At 53.2% G+C, this 19,791-nt stretch carries 16 protein-coding genes; 8 read left to right on the plus strand and 8 right to left on the minus strand.

Annotated elements, in window-relative coordinates:
- Nucleotides 1-5: 5 nt before the first annotated feature.
- The gene (locus ACLGL1_RS07915) at nucleotides 6-3,416 is read right to left on the minus strand and encodes a hypothetical protein (protein WP_411008159.1); all 3,411 of its coding nucleotides are present in this window, start codon (nucleotides 3,414-3,416) and stop codon (nucleotides 6-8) included.
- A 237-nt stretch (nucleotides 3,417-3,653) separates the two neighbouring features.
- On the minus strand, nucleotides 3,654-4,589 hold the full coding sequence (locus ACLGL1_RS07920; RefSeq protein ID WP_411008160.1) for a LysR family transcriptional regulator: 936 nt from the start codon (nucleotides 4,587-4,589) through the stop codon (nucleotides 3,654-3,656).
- A 159-nt stretch (nucleotides 4,590-4,748) separates the two neighbouring features.
- Between ACLGL1_RS07920 and ACLGL1_RS07925 the strand changes: the two genes are divergently transcribed.
- From ACLGL1_RS07925 to ACLGL1_RS07935, 3 genes are read left to right on the plus strand one after another with little or no spacing between them, the layout of a single operon-like run.
- On the plus strand, nucleotides 4,749-6,413 hold the full coding sequence (locus ACLGL1_RS07925; RefSeq protein WP_411008161.1) for an amidohydrolase: 1,665 nt from the start codon (nucleotides 4,749-4,751) through the stop codon (nucleotides 6,411-6,413).
- Nucleotides 6,414-6,452: 39 nt separating this feature from the next.
- Nucleotides 6,453-7,883, plus strand: coding sequence for a hypothetical protein (locus ACLGL1_RS07930; protein ID WP_411008162.1), 1,431 nt, complete (start codon nucleotides 6,453-6,455; stop codon nucleotides 7,881-7,883).
- A 15-nt stretch (nucleotides 7,884-7,898) separates the two neighbouring features.
- Nucleotides 7,899-8,954, plus strand: a complete 1,056-nt coding sequence (locus ACLGL1_RS07935; protein WP_411008163.1) for an ABC transporter substrate-binding protein — start codon at nucleotides 7,899-7,901, stop codon at nucleotides 8,952-8,954.
- 55 nt (nucleotides 8,955-9,009) lie between these two features.
- On the opposite strand, the gene ACLGL1_RS07940 is transcribed toward ACLGL1_RS07935, so the two are convergent.
- The 4 genes from ACLGL1_RS07940 to phnX form a co-directional block, all read right to left on the minus strand.
- The gene (locus ACLGL1_RS07940; RefSeq protein WP_411008164.1) at nucleotides 9,010-9,753 is read right to left on the minus strand and encodes an amino acid ABC transporter ATP-binding protein; all 744 of its coding nucleotides are present in this window, start codon (nucleotides 9,751-9,753) and stop codon (nucleotides 9,010-9,012) included.
- A gap of 4 nt (nucleotides 9,754-9,757) precedes the next feature.
- Complete coding sequence (locus ACLGL1_RS07945; protein ID WP_411008165.1) at nucleotides 9,758-10,393, minus strand: amino acid ABC transporter permease; 636 nt, start codon at nucleotides 10,391-10,393, stop codon at nucleotides 9,758-9,760.
- A gap of 38 nt (nucleotides 10,394-10,431) precedes the next feature.
- On the minus strand, nucleotides 10,432-11,244 hold the full coding sequence (locus ACLGL1_RS07950) for a transporter substrate-binding domain-containing protein (RefSeq protein WP_411008166.1): 813 nt from the start codon (nucleotides 11,242-11,244) through the stop codon (nucleotides 10,432-10,434).
- A 274-nt stretch (nucleotides 11,245-11,518) separates the two neighbouring features.
- A complete protein-coding gene (gene phnX, locus ACLGL1_RS07955; RefSeq protein ID WP_411008167.1) occupies nucleotides 11,519-12,295 on the minus strand; it encodes a phosphonoacetaldehyde hydrolase in 777 nt (258 codons plus the stop codon).
- A 409-nt stretch (nucleotides 12,296-12,704) separates the two neighbouring features.
- Here phnX and argC point away from each other — a divergent pair, with 409 nt between their 5' ends.
- The 5 genes from argC (at nucleotide 12,705) to ACLGL1_RS07980 (ending at nucleotide 17,854) form a co-directional block, all read left to right on the plus strand.
- Nucleotides 12,705-13,739, plus strand: coding sequence for an N-acetyl-gamma-glutamyl-phosphate reductase (argC, locus tag ACLGL1_RS07960; RefSeq protein ID WP_411008168.1), 1,035 nt, complete (start codon nucleotides 12,705-12,707; stop codon nucleotides 13,737-13,739).
- 10 nt (nucleotides 13,740-13,749) lie between these two features.
- On the plus strand, nucleotides 13,750-14,967 hold the full coding sequence (gene argJ / locus ACLGL1_RS07965; protein ID WP_411008169.1) for a bifunctional glutamate N-acetyltransferase/amino-acid acetyltransferase ArgJ: 1,218 nt from the start codon (nucleotides 13,750-13,752) through the stop codon (nucleotides 14,965-14,967).
- A complete protein-coding gene (gene argB, locus ACLGL1_RS07970) occupies nucleotides 14,948-15,829 on the plus strand; it encodes an acetylglutamate kinase (RefSeq protein WP_411008170.1) in 882 nt (293 codons plus the stop codon). Before argJ ends, argB begins: the two co-directional genes overlap by 20 nt.
- A 10-nt stretch (nucleotides 15,830-15,839) precedes the next feature.
- Nucleotides 15,840-17,018, plus strand: coding sequence for an aspartate aminotransferase family protein (locus ACLGL1_RS07975; RefSeq protein ID WP_411008171.1), 1,179 nt, complete (start codon nucleotides 15,840-15,842; stop codon nucleotides 17,016-17,018).
- A 167-nt stretch (nucleotides 17,019-17,185) separates the two neighbouring features.
- Nucleotides 17,186-17,854, plus strand: a complete 669-nt coding sequence (locus ACLGL1_RS07980; protein WP_411008172.1) for a Fic family protein — start codon at nucleotides 17,186-17,188, stop codon at nucleotides 17,852-17,854.
- 275 nt (nucleotides 17,855-18,129) lie between these two features.
- Here ACLGL1_RS07980 and ACLGL1_RS07985 read toward each other — a convergent pair whose 3' ends face one another.
- Complete coding sequence (locus ACLGL1_RS07985; RefSeq protein ID WP_411008173.1) at nucleotides 18,130-19,458, minus strand: ATP-binding protein; 1,329 nt, start codon at nucleotides 19,456-19,458, stop codon at nucleotides 18,130-18,132.
- A 13-nt stretch (nucleotides 19,459-19,471) separates the two neighbouring features.
- Nucleotides 19,472-19,603 (minus strand): hypothetical protein, encoded by a 132-nt coding sequence (locus ACLGL1_RS07990; protein WP_411008174.1) that lies wholly within the window; start codon nucleotides 19,601-19,603, stop codon nucleotides 19,472-19,474.
- Nucleotides 19,604-19,791: the final 188 nt, after the last annotated feature.

The raw sequence follows: 19,791 nt of genomic DNA on the forward strand, positions 1-19,791 counted from the left end.
TCTCTTTATTGTAGGGCTTGGGCAAGCAGGGTAGCCGGCACAGCCACCACCGCCCCCAGGGCCCCCATCCGTTCAACATGACGGAAGTAGGGGTTGGCAATGGCCCTTACCATGGTTTCCAACCGGGCCGGGCTCAACTGGAGGATTTCCCGTTGGGCCACCCGGGGCAGTTGCAGCACAGCAATGAGCAGCTGGCCATAAGAGGCAAAAAGAGGCACCAGCTGGTCCCAGGCCTTGGCGAACAGGCCCTCGACCCGGCCTCGGATGGCCTTGTCCAAGCCCCGGTCGCTGGGGTCGGTCAGGAGGGCCACCAGGGTATCCCGGTAATTGGCCCAAACCTGAGGAGCCAGGATATCCCGGATGGACAGGTCACAGAGGACCTGGACCGGGGCACTGGCCAGAAAGCGGCGGACCAGGCCCAGCAGGGCCTCTTTTTTCGCAGGATCGGCATTGGCGTAGACCCGGTCCAGGCGCTTGGATACCCAGCTGAGCACCGGCGAGTCGGCCTGGCCCCACTTGGCCAGGATGACCGGGAGCCGGTCCACCAGGACCCCCGGGTCCGGGAAGAAGTAACGGTGGTTGACTAGCCAGCGGCGAAGGTCCGTACCCTCTATGGCCCTTTTGACCGTCGGCCAGAGGATAGCCAATTGGCCAACGGTTTGAGGATCATTAAATTGGATCCCCAGGGCATAGGGCGTCCGGCCGGCCAGGGTCTTTTCCAGGAGGCCGGTCAGCTCAGCCTGGTAGTAGTCCCGCCGGTCAGCCAGGTAGGTCGGAAATTGTTTGGATAAGAACTTTTTGATGATGTCCCGGATCAGCCCCTCCCCATTCATCAGGGAAAAGAGGAAGTCCACAGACATGGGCAGGTGACGGCGGATCCGCTTGGACAGCCTTTTGGCCAGGCGCCCGGTATGGGGCTTCACCTGGTCGGGCAGTCGGTCATAGGCCAGCATCATCCCCTCAGCCAGGCGGCTGTAGAGGCCATGGCCTTCAGCAGGTAGCTGGAGGTTGCCGGCCCACTGGTCCAGCTGGAAGGCTATGGCTTCCGGCCTTTGGGCCAGTAATTTTCCCGTCACCCCCCGGGCGGTATTTTCCAGAAGATCAAGGAGAGAACCTTCAGAAAAGGCCGCCCAGTCCTGACCGGCCTCCAAGGCCTTCAAGCCCGCAGCCGGCAGGCTGGCAACCAGCTTGGCAGCCACAGACCCTTCCGGCCGGTGGTGAAAGCCGGCACTGACCAGGAAGTCCAGGTCTGCAGTGGTCAGCTGGGTCAGCCCCTGGGCTAGGGTATAGCGGCCGGCCACTCGATCCAGGGCCTCACTGAAAAAAGAAGCGCCGCCCAGCCGCATCTCCGTCATCAGGGGGGCAAAGTGGTCCCAGGCCGGCCTTTGGGCCTGGATGGCCAGGCCCTCCTGGACCCCGGCCCAGATTTCCTCATTGATGACATATTGCTGGGTCAATTCGTGCATCTTTTCAGCAAACCGGTGCTGGTTTTTCGGCAGGAGCCCCTGCCAGCCCAGGGTCTTGCTATAGGGCTTAAAGAGCCCCTGGACCGCCAGGACATTGGTCCCATAGCCAACTGCCCCGTACATGGCACAACGGCCGGCAAAGGCGGCGGAAAAGAGCAACTCACTCTCCTCAAAGGAAGGGGCCTGGAGGCCGGCCAAGGTCATCGCCGACCCGGAGGCCAGGCCCACCGCCCCGCCGACAACCCCACCAATGGCCGACAGGGGCCGCATTTCCCGGCCGAGCAGGTCCAGGGCCAGTTGCCGCATATCATTATGCGACAGCTGGTTCAGCTGGTCCCTGGCCAGCCCCCCCAGGTGGGCGGCCATGCCCCCGAAAACATTAGCGCTAATCCGACCCGTCAGGCTGGCTTCCAGCCGCTTACTCATGGTCGTTTCCCGGTCCAGGACCGCCCACATCTCTGTTAGGGGCAGGTGTAGGAACCGGTCGGCCCCCTTCATGATCAGGGGCTGGGGTGACAGGCCCTCCAGCCGGCCCAATACCGGCGACCAGTCCTTTTCCAACAGATAGTCCGTCGATAGCCGGCTCAGCCGGGCCGTCCGGTCCGCAGTCAGCACCGTCTCCGCCAGGGGCTTCTGTCGCCAGGCGGATTCAAAGCCAGCCAGTTTCGCCGGCATCTCAGTCTTATCGACCATATAGTAGAGGGCCTCATAGAGCCAGTAGACCAGCCGGTCCAGGCCCAGGGTCTCCTGGACCAGCTGGGTCGGCGTCTGGGCCAGGAGCCCGGCCAACTTTTCTTCAATAACCGAGGACAGGAAGGACGAGAGCGGCTCTTCCTCGATATCCCGTCTAAAGTCTTCCTCCTTAGAAGGCTTACTCAGACTGACCCGGTCCATGACCTGGTCGATTAAATTCTCCTTTAAGGAAGCCTGCTTATCCTCTTTTTGCCATTCAATGAAGAGGTGGGTCAGCCAATTATTCCCCTTGCTGCCGGCAAAATAGCTCTTCATGGCCCGGAGGACCGGTCCTTTGAGGCTGCTATCTCCCAGCGTTTCAGATACGGCCGACAAGAGGGCCTTCTCCAGGGCCGGCCGCTCATGCTGGAGGATGTCCATCCCCGCCGGCCAAAGGTCCGGGACTACGCTATCCCAAATGTTTTCCAACCGTCCCTGTAAAAAGCCATCTAAAGCCACCATGACCCCATCCCGGTCTGCCGGTTCGGTGACCTCCCTGGCCTTATCCTGCATATCGTTAAAAATATGGACCACTTTTTCCGCTAGGTACCTGGCCCCCTCCTCAGGCCGCCGACCAACCAGGGCCGCCAGGGATTTTTCCTGCCAGGTGGTCGTCTCACAAAAGGCCAGGAGTAGCCGTTGAAGCTCCTCAGTAATGAGCCGGCGGTGGCCACTTAAAAACTGGGTCATATGGTCCCGGTCCCACTTTTCCGCCAGGTCATTTGCCGGCAAAAGGGCAGCCAAAATAAGGGCATCCGGCGTCTCCCGGCCCAACCGGGTTAGGAACCGATGGACCACCCCTGCATACCCCTCCGCCCCTTCATTGACCGCAGCAATCCGCCTGCCGATAAAGCCCGGCACCAACCGGACCGGCGCCCAACTGGCCCTTTCCAACCGGCAGAGGGTCAAAGTTCGCAAAATCTGCCCCTCATCCCCATCATCCAGCCGCTCATCTGCCAGGACCACCGGCAGGACCTCCCGCCGCAAATGAGCCGCCAAGGCCTGGAAGACCGCAATGGTCTCCGGCTTAGCCGCCAGGTCAGCCATGACCTCCTGGCTAAAGATATCCTTTTCCAGAACCTCCGTAATCATATGAATAAAGCCATCCCGCTCTTTTTCAATAATGCCACCGGGACGGAATAATTGCCGCACAGCAATATCATTGGTCACAAAGCCCGTTAAGCTACCCAAAATGGTTTCAATCAAAATCTGCCACATATATTTAGCCTCATCCTCCTTTCCACCTATCATAGCACAGCCCCTAGAAAACCGACACAAAAAGCTGATGAATAAGGACCCTTTAAGACTACAGCCTTCCCCTTCTTCAAAACTTTAGACGACATGCTAAGAGCAAGGTCGCCTTAATGCAGCTGCTATTTTGCCAAGATCTTCTCAGTATAACCCCCTCTGGAGCAGGTCATGTTTTTAAAGTATTCTTATCCATACTGTGACTTATTATTCAGCATAGCGGGGATGTCTATGCCTTTGTTTACCTAATTGACTCTCCTTAAGAAATAAATTCGGTAAATCTTCTGTGATATAGGATAAGAGCATTTTCCCAGCATCGTTATGTTGCTTATCCTTATGCCAATTGATAAAAACATCACAGGCGGCAAAGGGGTCTAATAAACGAATGGCGCAAATGCCTTCCAAACGAGAATAAAAGGTATCTGACTGTTCTAAACAAACGATTAGCGCATCTAGAGAAGGTAGTATTTCTAGAATAAGCTCTATTTCACTTTCAAAAATAATGCGCGGCACAAAGCCAGCCTGCTTGGCTAATTGATCTATATACCGAGGAAAGTCTGGTTTTTGTGGCAGAGCAAAGAAGTTCGCTTCTTTAAAGGCACTAAAATAAGCTTCCTCCAAATGAGCATAGCAACTATGGTCATTGGCAACCACCTGATAGCAATCCGTCCATAAGAGTTGAGAAGTAAGCTCTGGGTGTACCAGTTGACCTAATGTGATGGCATAATCAATTTCCCCGCTTAATAATTGCATCACAGCTTGATTATCATTAAGAATCGTATGCCTTAGACCTAAATCCGGGGCTTTTTTTATAAAATCATATAACCATCGGTTGAGTAGACTGGTATTTGAAGAGGCCATCCGTAACCTGCGATTAGCAGCATGAGCAACTTGGTTCAAAGCCTCTTGGATAGCCTCGGAATGGTTAACAATCTGTTGAGAATGACTTAAAAATGCTTTCCCAAATTCATTCAACTGTAAACTTTTTCCATGACGGTCAAACAGAGGGAAGCCTACCTCATTTTCAATCCGAGAAAGCATTTTGCTTAAGGAGGGTTGAGAGACATAAAGCGCTTCCGCAGCCCGAGATAAGTTTTCAAACTCAGCCATTTTATTAAAATAATAGTACTGCAACAATTCCATGACTTTTCAACTCCTTATTCCCTTAAAGCTATATCAATTCGCCGACAAACGTATTTCACAAGCGAAATCGAATGAATTAATATTATTTATAAATAAAGGAACCTCATCCGTTCCCACCGGCCGGTGCTGCATCGTTCTCTGTTGAAAGGAAGTACACCCATGGACTATGCCAGCACAATTTATAAAAATGGTACGATTCTCACAATGGAAGACCGTTTACCAACTGCACAAGCAATCGCCGTAAAGAATGGCCGCATTGCCGCCATTGGTAGCGAAAATGAGATGACCCGGTATCAAGGGCCCGATACCCAAATCATCGACCTAAAAGGTTTTACCCTCATGCCCGGCTTTTATGATTCCCATAGCCACTTTAGCGTTGTTGGAGGTACTGCCTTAAATGCCGTCCAACTTGCTTGTCCGCCTATTGGAAATTTGTCCTCAATCACAGATGTCCTTGCTGCCTTGAAAGCAAAGGCCCAAGCCAGCCCAACTTGCAAGGTCCTGATTGGCTGGGGCTATGATGACAGCTTAATCAGTGAAAAACGTCACCTTACCCGCCATGACCTTGACCAGGTTTCAACAGATATTCCTATAGTAGTTGCACATATTTCAGGCCATGTCGGCTATGCCAACTCAAAAATGCTTGAGGTCGCTCAGATCAATCGGGATACCCCAGACCCGCTGGGCGGGAAAATTATCCGAGACCCAGAAACCGGCGAGCCCACTGGTCACTTGGATGAGCATGCCATGTACTTACTACCTATAGGTGGGATTTTTGACCTCTCTGGCGAAGGTGAGGCCTGCATCAAATCTCTTGAAAAGGCTTCTGAAATCTACGCTGCTCAGGGTGTCACCACTGCCAATGATGGGGGCATCAATAAAATTGGTACTCTGAAGGCCTACTATGAAGCTGACCGCCGGGATTTATTAAAAGTACGGGTCACCGTATGTCCCTTTTCAGAAATTTTAGAGGAAGCTGCTTTAGTAGAGAGACCCAGTGACTACATCACCCTCCAAGGGATCAAAATTGTTCAAGACGGATCAATCCAAGCCTATACGGCCTATATGAGCGAACCCTACTATACGCCATATCAAGGAGACCATAATTGGTGCGGGTATCCATCTTACAGCCAAGATGCCTTAAATCAAACTGTTTTAGATATTTACCGGGCCGGCCAGCAGGCGGTCTGCCACTGCAACGGTGATTTAACCCTGGATATGTTCCTGGATGCCTTAACTTTAGCACAAAAAACCTACCCTCGCATAGATGACCGTCCCATTGTTATTCATGCACAAACAGCCCGTTATGACCAGCTGGTGCGTATGAAGGCCTTACATGCGACCCCTTCCTTTTTCTCTTTGCATACCTATTATTGGGGCAAACGACATATGGAACGCTTTCTAGGCCCGAACCGCGGTGCCAATATTGACCCTGCCGGCTGGGCCAAGCAACTGGACCTACGCTTTAGCACTCATTGCGATACACCTATCACACCTCAAAATCCACTTCTAAGTATCTGGGCTGCAGTGAACCGTCAAAGCTTTGAAGGCCAACCTGTCGGCCTCCATCAGGGGGTAGATGTTTTATCCGCTTTAAAGAGTTATACCCTTGATGCTGCCTATCAGTATTTTGAAGATGATGCGAAGGGCTCTATCGCTAAAGGGAAACTGGCAGATTTTGTCATCTTAGACCATAACCCTTTACATGTTGACCCTTTAGAAATAAAAGATATTCAAGTGATGGCCACTATTGTCAACGACGAGTTTATCTATAATTTAGGACACCTTACAAAAACGAAATCACCCCAACCTACTACCGTTTAACAAAGCACATCTGCATTAATTATTTTGGAGGAAATTATTATGGAAATGATGATGTCAATCAGTTGGGTAGGCGTAATGATTCTCGTCGGCATGTTCTGCCGTGCTAAAATAAAACCGCTTGGTAATATTTTAATGCCCGCCAGCGTTATCGGGGGCCTCATAGGCTTTGGCTTAATGAACGCAAACCTCTTACCCCAGGCCTCCTCAGGTATGTTAACCCAAGCTGTAGGTTTTTTATTTACCATCTCCTTTATTTCTATTGGCTTAACCGGTGCGCCGGAAGGTGAAGGTGGGGCTGGGGCTGTTGCCAAACAGATCTTCAAAGGCTCCATGGGTATGGGCTTTATCTGGGATATGATGTATGTCATTACCCCCCTAATGGGTTTCTTCATTATCCTCTTGGTCGGGAAAAGTTTTGACATGAATCCCTTATATGGTTTGATGATTCCTTTCGCTTTCTGCCAGGGACCAGGACAATCCGCTGTTTTCGGTGGCATGATTGAAGCTAATGGCTGGCCTGATGCGGTGCAAGTCGGGGTTACCTATGCAGCAATCGGTTTCTTATTTGCATTCGGCCTTGGCGTTCCCATGGCAAAATGGGGGCTAAAGCGTGGCTTAGCCAAGTACTCAGAAAAAATATCAGAGCATATCACCGGTGGTCTATTTCCAAAGGCACACCAAGAAGAAAAATACGGAAGAATTACCACATACAGTGGCAGCATTGATGTTTTAGCTTTTCACATGGGTTTGGTAGGCTTATGCTTCATCGGTGCTGTTTATATGGGTAAAGCATTACAAGCCCTGATTCCCGGCACAATCGGCGATACTTTCGCCTCTATGACCTTCTTAAATGGTATGATTTTCGCTTATGTTGTTCGCTTTATTATGGGTAAGTTAAACCTCCTTCAATACCATGACAGCGCCCTACAAACCCGTATTACTGGCTGGGCTACCGACTTCCTTATTTGCGCTGCTTTTATGTCTATTCAAATTGCTATTATTGGCAAATGGATCATCCCGATGCTGATTATGTGCGCAATCGTAGGCCTCTTCACCCTCATCGTTGCTATTTTCCTAGGCCAACGTCTAGGCGGCGACTGCGACTTTGAACGAACACTAGGTCTTTGGGGTTGTTTAACGGGGACTTGCCCAACAGGTATTGCTCTCATCCGTATTGTAGACCCTAACTTACGCACCACAGCACCAACTGAAATGGGTGCAATGAACGTCTTCATGCTCCCCACTTACATTTTTGTACCTACGATTATTGGTTATACGGCTAACCCTTCAATGGCTACCTTTAATACCATACTCATTGTAGGCGGTATTTCTTTCGTTATTTACGCAGCCTGCATGGTCATCTTCCGGTTGACAGGTAAGAAAACATTTGATTTATTGAAGGGGAAAAGTTATAGCCATAATAATATTGAAAACAATTCTAGCGATGCCGGTCAAATCCTAGCTGACTAGAAAGGAGGGTGCCGTATGAGAGCTTATTTTAAATCCATGCTTGCTATCATATGTATTTTAGCACTCGGTTGTCTTTCCGCTTGTTCTGAGGAGTCACTAGGTATTTCTAATCATGGTCGCAATGTGACTGCCGAACCCCTCTCAGTGCATTCACTTGTCCAATTAGATGCTTGGCCTGAATACCAGGCCTCTCAAACAAAAGAAGATCTCGCTGCTGAGTTCAAATTAAAGCCCAGCTATTATGAAACAGGCACAGATATCTACGCCCAGTTACAAAAAGCTGACTGGCAAATCGCATCTTTAGGTGTATTCCCGGCTTTATTGGTTTTAAATACAGGACAGGCTGAACTGGTAGGCCTTGCCTCAGACGAAAGTGCGGCCAATGTTCTCTTTGCTAGACCAGAAGACCCTATTTTATCTCAAAATACAAATGGAATACCAGGCAGTCCGGACTTGATCAAAGACAAGACTTTCATATTAACGACAGCCAGTACTTCCTCGGTTCTCTTACACCATTACCTTGACAAAGTCAACTTAACAGAACAGGATATTAACATCACATCTATGGAACCGGAGGAAGCCATTAAAGCCTTTCAATCCGGGAAAGGAGACTACTTACTTCTTTGGTCCCCCTATATATATAAGGCTTTTGATGAAGAATGGGTCCCCCTTATTAATGGTCAAGACTTAGGCCTACACCTGCCCATGGTCTACCTTGCAAATAGTAGCTGGGCAGAAAAAAACAAAGACAAAATAAAAGCTTTTATGAAAGTACGTGATCCATATATTAAAAACTACAAAAATCCTTCTGAAACACTTATCGGAGATATCAAGGCCTTCTTCAAAGCAGAAATGGACGCCAATTTTTCTGACCAACAAGTTAAAGATTTGATTAGCCGGCACACCCTGTATACAAGTGATGAGCAGCAAGAACTACTGGACCAGGGTCAAGTTCAACAATGGCTATCTGAAAACGCCGATATATACAGTCAGCAAGAAAAATTCACTCCGAAAGATTTAGAAAGAATTAGAAAGGCTCATTTTTACATTAATGCCAGCTATTTAACTTAATTTAACGAATCGACCCAGGCATCGCAGAGTATGCCTGGGTCGATTCGTTATACATTTAATTTTTATTCAAAAAAGCTTGGGTCCGCGGATTTTTTGGCCGGTCCAGGACCTCTTCCGGTGGGCCCTCTTCGACGATCAGGCCGTCGGCCATAAAGATGACCCGGTCGGCCACATGGCGGGCGAAGGCCATTTCGTGGGTGACGATGACCATGGCCATGTTCTCTTCAGCCAGCTCCTGGATGACGGCCAGGACTTCCTGGGTTAGTTCCGGGTCCAGGGCAGAGGTTGGCTCGTCAAAGAAGATAATCTGGGGCTTCATGGCCAGGGCCCGGGCGATTGAGACCCGTTGCTGCTGGCCGCCGGAGAGTTCGAAGGGATAGCTGTGGGCCTTGTCGGCCAGGCCCATCCGGGCCAGGAGCCCTTCAGCGGTACGGACGGCCTCTTCCTTGCTCACTTTAAGCACATCCCTGGGGGCCAGGGTCAGGTTGGCCAAAACCGACAGGTGGGGAAAGAGGTTAAAGTGCTGGAAGACCATCCCGTAGAGGCGGTTGATCTTCTGTCTTTCTGCCGTAGGGGCATAGCCGTCTTTTTCCGTATAGAGGGTGAGGTCACCATAGTGGACTTCGCCTCCCTGGAGCTCTTCCAGGTTGGTGGCCAGGCGGATCAGGGTAGACTTACCGCTCCCTGAAGGGCCGATAATGGCCACCACTTCCCCTTCGGCGACGTCCAGGGAAATGTCCTTTAAGACGGTACGGTCCCCGAAGGATTTTTTGATGTGTTTCATGGATAATAGTTTCATTGGCTTACCTATAGTAGTTCAGTCCTTTTTCGATCCGGTCCATAATAAAGGCCACCAGGTAGTTCATCGCATAGTAGAAGACCGCTACCGCCAGATAAGGGCTCATGGAGGCTTCACGGGCCGCCATGGCCTTGGCGATAATAAAGGTCTCGCTGACGGAGATGACCATGGCCAGGGAAGTATCCTTGACCAGGGTGATGACTTCATTGGTAATAGAGGGCATGACCGTCTTCATAACCTGGGGCAGCTGAATTTTAAAGAAGGTCTGGGCCTTACTGAGGCCCAGCACCTCCGCTGCCTCCAGCTGGCCCCGGGGAATGGCCTCAAAACCGCCCCGGTAGATTTCCGCAAAGTAGGCGGCATAGTTAAAGACAAAGGCCACAATGGCTGCTCGGAACCGGTCCGGTGATGAAAGGCCAAATAAGTAGTAGGGCCCAAAGTAAACAAACATCAATTGAAGCATGAGGGGCGTGCCCCGCATGACCGAGATATAGAAGGTCGTCAATAAACTGATGGGTTTAAAGGGCGACTTCTTCAGCAGCATAACGACAAAACCCAGGGGCATCGCCAACACTAGGGTTATAAAGAATATAGCCAGTGTATTGCGAAACCCCTGAGATAATTCAATCAGCATATCCATCCGTTAAGGTATCCACCACCTGTTAGAGTTTTTGGCACTTACTTGCCGAGCAGGGTAATGTCTTCCTTGAAGTATTTTTCAGAGAGCTCTTTGAGCTTGCCTTCTTTGGCCAGTTCTTCAAGGGCTGCATCGACTTTCTTAGCCAGGTCTTCATCGCCGAGTTTGAAACCGACGGCGTATTCTTCTTCACTCATGGCCTCATCAAGGACTTTGAATGCCCGGCCCTGGGCGATATTATACCGGGCAACGACTTCATCCATCAGGACTGCGTCACAGGCCCCTTGTTCCAGGTCGGTTAAGGCGGTCATATTTTCCGGGACCATGGTCACTGTACCCAAGGAATCTTTGAAGTCCCCATTGTCATTGAGGGCATTTTCAGCGGTAGACCCCTGTTGTAGTTCGATGGTCTTGCCCTTTAAGTCAGCCAGGGTTTTAATGTCAGAGTCTTTTTTTACCACTAAAACCTGGCGGTTTTGCATGTAGGGTTTGCTGAAGGTGTACTTGCCCTCCCGGCCGGTCATGGTGAAGCCGTTCCAAATGCAATTGATATTGCCGGTATCTAATTCAGCATCTTTAGAATCCCAGTCGATGGGTTGTAAAGAGATGTCATAGCCCATTTTTTCAGCAGCCAGCTTGGCCAGTTCGATGTCAAAGCCGGTAAATTCACCCTTGTCATCTTTGAAGCCCATGGGCGGGAAACTTTGGTCAAAGCCTACAATTAAGGTCTCGCTGCCGGAAGCTGCCGGTGCTGATCCCTCACTGGATGGGGCCGATGTATCCCCACCGCCGCCACAAGCTGTCAGGGCAAAGGCTGCCACCATAATCATTGCTAAAATACTTTTTTTCTTCATTTTTAGTATCCCCCTTGGATATATTTTTACAAACACCATTCAGTGCTTTACCTCGTTAACATAATAGCATGGCCCCAGGGGGATTGCAACCCTTTATCGCTTTATCTAATTAAAATGTCTTCTGGTGACTGCTAGCCAGTAGACTATCTACCCTTTCAAAAAATAGAAGACCCCTTTACTGTCCTATAAAAAATGGGAACATTCATAGAATCCAGTAAGGGGGTAGTTAAACAGGGCTCTAGCTGTCTCCATGCCCTTAAGCGGGGCCCTCGTCTTATTTTAAATAGTTGTAGAGGTCGGCAAAGTTTTGGAAGACCAGGTCTGCGCCGGCTTCTTTAAATTCCTTTTCCGCCTTAGCCTTTAAGGCGACCTGGTCGGCGGCATTGAGCTGGTTGAAGTCTGCTTCCCGCATAGCGACTACAGAGCTGCCTTCTATAATCCCTGCCGCTCTTACGCCGGCATTCTTGGCTTCCTTGATGTCCGCTACCGTATCGCCAACCTTCAAGACCCGGCTAACCCCTTCAATTTTAAAGTGGGCCATGAGCTTGAAGATCATGTAGGGGTAGGGCCGGCCTAGGCCGCCCACATCTTCCGAGGTCAGGGCCCAGTCAACGGTATAGCCCTGGTCTTTGGCGCCGGGAATGATGAGGTCCATCATTTCTTTGGTATAGCCGCTGGTCCCGCCGATTTTATAGCCGGCGGCCCTTAATTTTTCCACCGTCTCAACCACATAGGGCTTGGGCCGGCTGAATTCTTTTTTGCCCAGTTCTTCTAAAATCTTTTCATTGAAGCTGGCATAGATGGCATCGACAGCCCTGTCATCGACCTTGCTTCCCTTGGCTTCCTCCCAGGCCTGGTTCAGGCGGGGGTAGGCCAGCATGGTCTTGACATGGTCCCACTTGCCCATGCCCATGGGCTTGCGGAGCTCTTCCTGGGTCGGGGTCAGGCCGTGCTTCTTAAAGGCCTCTTCCAGGGCCAAAACAGGGGCATAGCAACCATAGTCCACAGTGGTCCCTGCCCAGTCAAAGATAATTAAGTCAAATTTACGCATGGTATCCTTCCTCCCTATACGCCTCAAAGGGCGCCAAAATGCTTCCCCTGTCTTCTTCCAGCGGCTCGACCATTGCCCTATTTTAAAGACCGGCCTGTGAGGCGCACAGGCCCCGGGACAGCTGCCGAGCGCTTCTCTTTTAACCTTCCGCTAGCTCTTTTCTATAAGTAGGATAGCAAATCTTCTCTTTTCTTACAAGTATTTGTTAGCCAACGTTACTAGGCTAGCCCTCCTTTCCAGGCCGATAGACCGCCGGTCCGAGGCAGATACCCATGAGCCGGGGGCTGTTTTGTATACAAATTGTATATTTATTCATTTTTCGCTTGACTTTATTCATTTTCCCCGTATAATATACCCAATACCTATTGACAGAAAGCCCGGCAGGCGGGCCAAATAAGGAGGACTTTTTATGATTAAAGCAGGAATTATTGGAGCAACCGGCTATGCAGGCGCCGAGTTGGCCCGCTTGCTCTTGGACCACCCGGAAGTCACCATTGCAGGGGCCAGCTCTGTCAGCTACGAGGGCAAGCGCCTGGCCGAGGTCTACCCGGCCTATGAGCAGTTTACCGATGTGGTTTGTACCGACGAGGATGAGGTCATCGACAAGTCCGATGTGGTCTTTGCCGCCCTGCCGGCGGGCCTTTCCCAACCCCTGGCCACAAAGGCCCTGGCCGCCGGTAAAAAATTTATCGACCTGGGCGCCGACTTCCGCCTGGAAAGCGAGGCCGCCTATGAAAAATGGTACGGCCACCGTTGGGAAGACCCGGCCCTCCAGGCCGAAGCGGTCTATGGGATGCCGGAATTTTTCCGCGCATCCATCAAGGGGGCCCGACTGGTGGCCAACCCAGGCTGCTACACCACCGCCGTCCCTATGGCCGTCGCCCCCTTGGTGGTCAACCACTGGCTGGTCGACTACCCCATCACCTGCGACTGCAAGAGCGGGATCACCGGCGCCGGCCGCCAGTTGACCGAGAGCACCCACTTCCCGGTCATCAATGAAGGCTGCCACCCCTATAAGATTGCCAGCCACCGCCATACCCCGGAAATGGAGCAAACCTTGACCAAGCTGGCCGGTCACATCACCGAGGTGACCTTTGTCCCCCACCTGATCCCGGTCAACCGGGGCATCCTGGCCACCTGCTACATGACCCTGGCCAATTCCCGGACCGCCCAGGCCCTCCACGACCTCTACCGGCAATTTTACGCCGATGAGCCCTTCGTCCGGGTCCTGCCCGAAGGGGCTGTGGCCAATATTGCCTCGGTCCGTTATTCCAACCTCTGTGATGTCTCGGTCCACTTTGACCCCCACACCAATACGGTCATCACCGTCTCCGCCATTGACAACATGGTCAAGGGGGCTGCCGGCCAGGCCATCCAGAATATGAACATCATCTTCGACCTGCCGGAAACCACCGGCCTCTTACACCTGCCACCGGCCTTTTAGGAGGGATACCATGCACCACTGGATAGAAGCAGGGACCATCACCAGTCCCCTGGGCTTTACCGCTGCAGCCGGATCGGCCGGCATCAAGGCCGACGGCAGCCCGGACCTGGCCCTGATTGTTTGCGAAAAAACCGCCAGCGCCGCCGCTGCCTTTACCAAAAACCTGGTGGAATCGGATACCGTCACCCTCTGCCGGGCCCATGCGGCCTCAGGCCAAGCCCGGGCCTTTATTGATAACAGTGGCAATGCCAACTGCTGCACCCCGGACGCCTACCAGGTGGCTGAGGGCATCTGCGCCGCTGTCGGCCAGGCCCTGGCCTGCCCCCCTGAAGAGGTCCTCCCGGCCTCGACCGGGATCATTGGCGAACCCCTGGATCCGGCCCCGGTGGCCGCCGCCATCCCGGACCTGGCCGCTGCCCTGTCCAAGGCCGGCGGTGCGGCCTGTGCCAGGGCCATTATGACCACCGATACCCAGCCCAAGGCGGCCGCCCTTAGCTACAGCCGGGCGGGCCACACCATCACCCTGGGGGCCATCGCCAAGGGCAGCGGGATGATCCACCCCAATATGGGGACCATGCACGCCCTCATCACTACCGATGCCGCCATCAGCCCGGCCCTCCTGAAAAAGGCCCTCCAGGCCGCTGTCGACCGCAGCTTTAACATGGTCAGCGTCGATGGCGATACCTCTACCAATGATACCGTAGCCATTATGGCCTCCGGCCTGGCCGGCGCCCTGGAAGTCAGCCAAGGAGATGACAGCTACCAGGCCTTTGCCGACGCCCTGGAGGCCCTCTGCATCCACCTGGCCAAGGCCATCGCCGCCGATGGCGAAGGGGCCTCCCGGCTCATCATCTGCCAAGTCCATGGCGCCCCGACCGAAGCCGACGCCAAGACCGTCGCCAAGGCCGTCATCACCTCCCCCCTGGTCAAAACCGCCATCTACGGCGGCGACGCCAACTGGGGCCGGATCATCGCCGCCTGTGGCTACAGCGGCGCCCCCATCCGGCCGGACCGGATTGACATCCGCCTGGAGACCCCTGCCGGGTCAGCCACCGTCTGCCAAGGGGGCCGGGCCACCGGCCTGAGCCGCCGGGAAGTCAGCCCCCTCTTTGAGCAACCAGCTATCACAATCGTCATTAACCTCGACCTAGGGGATGGCCGGGCAGAGGCCTACGGCTGTGACCTGACCGAAAAGTACGTGGATATCAATGCCGCCTATGAAGTCTAGCGCCGGCCACCTGGACCCCCAAACCCGGGCCGAAGTCCTGGTCCAAGCCATCCCCTATATCCAGGACTTTGCCGGAAAAACCATCGTCATCAAGTACGGCGGCGGGGCCATGGTCAATACCGCCCTCATGCAGTCGGTTATGAGTGACCTCCTCCTCTTGCAGCTCATGGGCATGCGCCTGGTCCTGGTCCATGGCGGCGGTCCCTTTATCAACCGGGCCCTGGAGGCCATCGGCCACCAGTCCTCCTGGCAGGATGGCCTCCGGGTCACCGATGCCACCACCATGCAGGTGGCCCAGGAAGTCCTGGCCGGCGGCGTCAACAAGACCCTGGTCCGGGCCGTCGGTGCCGCCGGTGGCCAGGCCCTGGGCATTTGCGGCTTAGACGGCCGCCTCCTCCAGGCCCAAAAGCACCGGGGGCCGGTGGACCTGGGCTATGTCGGCGATATTGAATCCGTCAACTGCCGGATCCTCCATGACGGTCTGGACGCCGGCTACATGATGGTCGTGGCCTCCATTGCCGGCAGCCCGGCCGGCGACGTCTACAATGTCAACGCCGACCATGCCGCCGCAGCCATCGCCGCCGGCTGTGGCGCCCAAAAACTCATCCTAATGACAGACGTCCTGGGCGTCCTCAAGGACCGGTCCGACCCGGCCAGCCTCTTGAGCGTCCTCCCCCAAAAAGACGTCCCTGCCCTCATTGACGCCGGCATTATCCAGGGCGGCATGATCCCCAAGATCAACTGTTGCCTGGACGCCCTGGCCGGCGGCGTCCAGCAAGCCCATATTTTAGACGGTACCCTCCCCCACGCCATCCTCTTAGAACTCTTGAGCGATGACGGGATCGGTACCATGGTTATTTAGGAGGTCCCCTATGGATACCAAAACCCTGAAAGCAAGCTACCATGCCCATATGCTCCCTGTCTACGCTCCCTATGACGCCGTCCTGGTCCAGGGCCGGGGCGCCACCGCCACCGACCTGGACGGCAAGACCTACATCGACTTTACCAGCGGCATCGGCGTCAATGCCCTGGGCTTTTGCGACCCCGAATGGGTCCAGGCTGTCAGCGACCAGGCCGGCCGGCTCCAGCATAGCTCTAACCTCTACTACACCCTGCCGGCCACAATCCTGGCCCAAAGCCTGACCGCACAAAGCGACTTCGACGCCGTCTTCTTCGCCAATAGCGGGGCCGAGGCCAATGAATGCGCCATCAAGCTGGCCCGGAAGGTGAGCTTTGACCGCCATGGGCCCGGCCGGGCCGATATCATCAGCCTGACCGATAGCTTCCATGGCCGGACCATGGCCGCCCTGTCCGCCACCGGCCAGCCTTCTATGCATGAAGCCTTCATGCCCATCCTGCCGGGCTTTAGCTACGTCGCCCCGGATGACCTTGCCGCCCTGGAGGCCGCCATCACCCCCGCCACCTGCGCCGTCATGGTCGAGTGCGTCCAGGGGGAGGGGGGCGTCCACATCCTGGACCGGGCCTACCTCCAGGGCCTGGCCGCCCTCTGTCGGGATAAGGACCTTCTCCTCATTGTCGATGAAGTCCAAACCGGCATCGGCCGGACCGGCAAGCTCTTCGCCTACCAGCATTACGACATCCAGCCGGACATCATCACCCTGGCCAAGGGCCTGGGCGGCGGCCTCCCCATCGGGGCCTGCCTGACCACCGCCGCCCTCAAGGACCACTTTTCCACCGGCAGCCATGGGTCCACCTTTGGCGGCAACCCCATCGCCTGCGCCGGCGCCAAGGTCATGGTCGACCGGGTCGCCCAGCCGGCCTTCCTGGCCGCTGTCGAAGCCAAGGGCCAGCTAATCGAAGACCGCCTGGCCCCCTGCCCGGGCATCGAAAAAATCGACCGCCTGGGCCTCATGGTCGGCCTCACCCTCAAACACCAAAAACCCGCCGAGGTCCTGACCGCCTGCCTGGACAAGGGGCTCATGGTCCTCACCGCCAAAGACAAACTCCGCCTCCTCCCGCCCCTGTCCATCAGCGAGGCAGAGCTCAGCCAGGGCTGCGCCATCCTGACCGAAGTCCTCAGCGGCAAGTAAAGGGGCCAAGGCCTTACCCGCCTCCACTTACAGAAAGCTAGAGCCCTATCGGGCTCTTTTTCATCCAGCCAAACCCGCCCCAGCAATGTAGCCTTAAGGGAAAACCGCCTAAAGGCTTAGGGTCAGAATGTGCTATAATAAGGCCAACAAAAGAAGGAGGGGCGTCCATGTATAGCCAAAAATACCTTAGCGATATCCTCGTCCGTTTGGCCCACCACTCAACGGCCCTGGAGGGGAATACCATTTCCCTGCCGGAAACGGTTGTTATTATCTTGGAAAGCAGTCTGCCCGGCAGCCACAAAAGTATCCGAGAATTTTACGAAATAGATAACCACAAACAAGCCTTCCGGCTTCTGCTTGATGCCTTAGATGACCAGCCCCCCCTCTCCCTTTCCCTTATCCTGTCCCTACACGCCGCCTTAACTGACCGACTCCAGGCAGATAGCGGCCATTTCAAGTCAACTGACAACGCCATCATCGGCGCCACTTTCCAAACGGCCCCACCCGGCCAAGTCCCCTACCTGGTCCAACAATGGGTTGACAATACCAACCACCGACTGGCCACTGCCCATTCTGAAGCGGACATTCTCCATATCTTAGCCGACAGCCATATTCACTTTGAACGAATCCACCCCTTTAGCGATGGCAACGGGCGAACAGGCCGCCTCCTCCTCTTATTTTTATCCATGCGGGACCTCCCCGCCCCGGTCATCATCTCCAAGGAAGACCGCGGGGCCTATATAGAAGCCCTGGCCGACCAGGACGTCCAAGCCCTGGCCGCCTTAATGGCAGAAAAATTACAGGAAGAAAAAGCCCGCCGGCAGACATTCGCTTAAAGCACAGACAAATAGCAAAAGAGCCATGCCCAGGCCTGCATCACGCAGCCCTTAGGCATAGCTCTTTTTTACTGAGCGACAAGCCCGTCTCAAATCCGCATTAGAATCCGGTAAGTCCTCTTCAAGCGGATCAAAACCATCATCCAGGTCATAACTATCCCCTCGTAGGGCTTGAGCGTACCCCTAGCCGACCGTTCATTAAAGGCCTAGTCCTTCTGCCAGACCTAGCCAGGCTAAGCGAAAAAGCACCCCAATAAAGCAAGAAAAGTTCCCCTCTATAAAAACTGAGCCATGTAAAAGGGGAGGTAATCAATACCTCCGACTCTTTTTAAATCCTTCGTGTGGATGACATACCGGTTAGCTATTCGGCCGGCATACTTACTTGAAAAAGCATCTAATGAGCGATGCTTCCTGTAGTTAGAAGACTTGACCTCAACCGGGCATATTTTTTCCCCACAGGTCAACAAAAAATCCAGCTCGAAAGACCGTTTTTGCACCTGATCATAGTAGCTGTGATAAAACAAGTGGTGTCCCTTGGCTGCCAGACTTTGGGCCACCACATTTTCATAGAGAAAACCCAAGTTCGCCGGCAGCTTGTCATTCAACAATTTCCGGTAGACGGTATTCTCTGTGAACTGCCGGTCCTTAAACATGAGGGTCACCATTAGGCCGGTATCGGCCAAATAAATTTTAAACCGGTCCAAATGGATATGTCCGGCCAAGCCGATATGAGGGTCTGTCGACTGATAGGCCAGGAGGACTGTTTTTGACGCCTGCAATTCTGCTATTTCTTCCAATATCTCTGATGCCCGGCCATTTTCAAGGACACTGGAAACCTGGTACCTGGTCGAATGCTTGGCTAATTCAGCCGGCACTGCATCATAAAGCATGGATATTTTTCCACTGGGGTCTATTTTATAAAAGTCCTCTTCATATAAATGAACCATATCCCTTTTAACCTGGTCAACCAGCCTGAAATTATTGCTTGTCATATAGGCTTGAACAGCTTGCGGCATGCCACCCACAAGCATATACAGCCTAAACTTCCTCATCAGCTGCCTATTTTGTGCCTCGCCCAGGGATATCCTTGCCCGAAATGCCTTTTCCAGCAAAGGCATTGTGGTCTCATCACCGGTCGCCCATAGGAATTCTTCAAAATCCATGGGAAACATCTCAATTTTCCTTTCTTCACTGGGCACTAAAATATGGGCAATATTTTTCTTAATCGAAATCAAGGACCCTGTTTCAATATAGTCATACCGGCCATCAGCCACCAGCCGCTTAATGCTCTGCCGGGCCAGGGGGTTAAACTGCACCTCATCAAAGATAATTAAAGAATTCCTTTCGTGCAGGTCCACGCCATACTGTAATTGGAGTTGGAGAAAGAAATAATCCAAGTCACTCATATCTTCAAATAAGGCCTGGACACTCTTTGGCGCAAAGGCAAAATCAATGAGTATATAGGACCTATATTCCTTTTTTCCAAAGGCCTCGACAATGGTCGACTTGCCTACCCGCCTGGCCCCTTCAATCAGGAGGGCCGTCTGCCCGGCACTGGTCTTTTTCCAATCCAGGAGCTGGTCGTAGATCTTTCTTTTATACACAGATGTCCCACCTTTACCAAATCCGCAGTTCATTTATAGTCATTTTACTACAAATCCGCAGTTCGTCAAAGGCGGTTTTACCCCAAATCCGCATTAGAATCCGATAAGTCCGCCGCAAGCCGCGCAAAACCATCATCCAGGTCATCGCTATTCCCTTTAGGCTTAGCCAATATTTCATTAAAGGCCGGGATATCCATCTCTGCGCTGCTGGACCACTTGGCAGCTAGGCTAAGCGAACGCTTTCCCCCACAGCACAAAAAAGCGCCCGCCTGCAGTCTCGCAGGCGGGCGCTTCTTAGATGACCACTTAATCGCAGTGAAGGAAAATCCTTCA

This window comes from Peptococcus simiae, assembly GCF_046569735.1.
Taxonomy (GTDB): Bacteria; Bacillota; Peptococcia; order Peptococcales; family Peptococcaceae; genus Peptococcus; species Peptococcus simiae_A.

Coding starts and splice junctions, on each gene's coding strand:
- argJ (WP_411008169.1), top strand. CDS start 13,750: ATGCACCACTGGATAGAAGCAGGGACCATCACCAGTCCCCTGGGCTTT.
- ACLGL1_RS07925 (WP_411008161.1), top strand. CDS start 4,749: ATGGACTATGCCAGCACAATTTATAAAAATGGTACGATTCTCACAATG.
- ACLGL1_RS07945 (WP_411008165.1), bottom strand. CDS start 10,393: ATGGATATGCTGATTGAATTATCTCAGGGGTTTCGCAATACACTGGCT.
- ACLGL1_RS07930 (WP_411008162.1), top strand. CDS start 6,453: ATGGAAATGATGATGTCAATCAGTTGGGTAGGCGTAATGATTCTCGTC.
- ACLGL1_RS07980 (WP_411008172.1), top strand. CDS start 17,186: ATGTATAGCCAAAAATACCTTAGCGATATCCTCGTCCGTTTGGCCCAC.
- ACLGL1_RS07920 (WP_411008160.1), bottom strand. CDS start 4,589: ATGGAATTGTTGCAGTACTATTATTTTAATAAAATGGCTGAGTTTGAA.
- ACLGL1_RS07990 (WP_411008174.1), bottom strand. CDS start 19,603: ATGACCTGGATGATGGTTTTGCGCGGCTTGCGGCGGACTTATCGGATT.
- ACLGL1_RS07950 (WP_411008166.1), bottom strand. CDS start 11,244: ATGAAGAAAAAAAGTATTTTAGCAATGATTATGGTGGCAGCCTTTGCC.
- argB (WP_411008170.1), top strand. CDS start 14,948: ATGCCGCCTATGAAGTCTAGCGCCGGCCACCTGGACCCCCAAACCCGG.
- phnX (WP_411008167.1), bottom strand. CDS start 12,295: ATGCGTAAATTTGACTTAATTATCTTTGACTGGGCAGGGACCACTGTG.
- ACLGL1_RS07915 (WP_411008159.1), bottom strand. CDS start 3,416: ATGTGGCAGATTTTGATTGAAACCATTTTGGGTAGCTTAACGGGCTTT.
- ACLGL1_RS07935 (WP_411008163.1), top strand. CDS start 7,899: ATGAGAGCTTATTTTAAATCCATGCTTGCTATCATATGTATTTTAGCA.
- argC (WP_411008168.1), top strand. CDS start 12,705: ATGATTAAAGCAGGAATTATTGGAGCAACCGGCTATGCAGGCGCCGAG.
- ACLGL1_RS07940 (WP_411008164.1), bottom strand. CDS start 9,753: ATGAAACTATTATCCATGAAACACATCAAAAAATCCTTCGGGGACCGT.
- ACLGL1_RS07975 (WP_411008171.1), top strand. CDS start 15,840: ATGGATACCAAAACCCTGAAAGCAAGCTACCATGCCCATATGCTCCCT.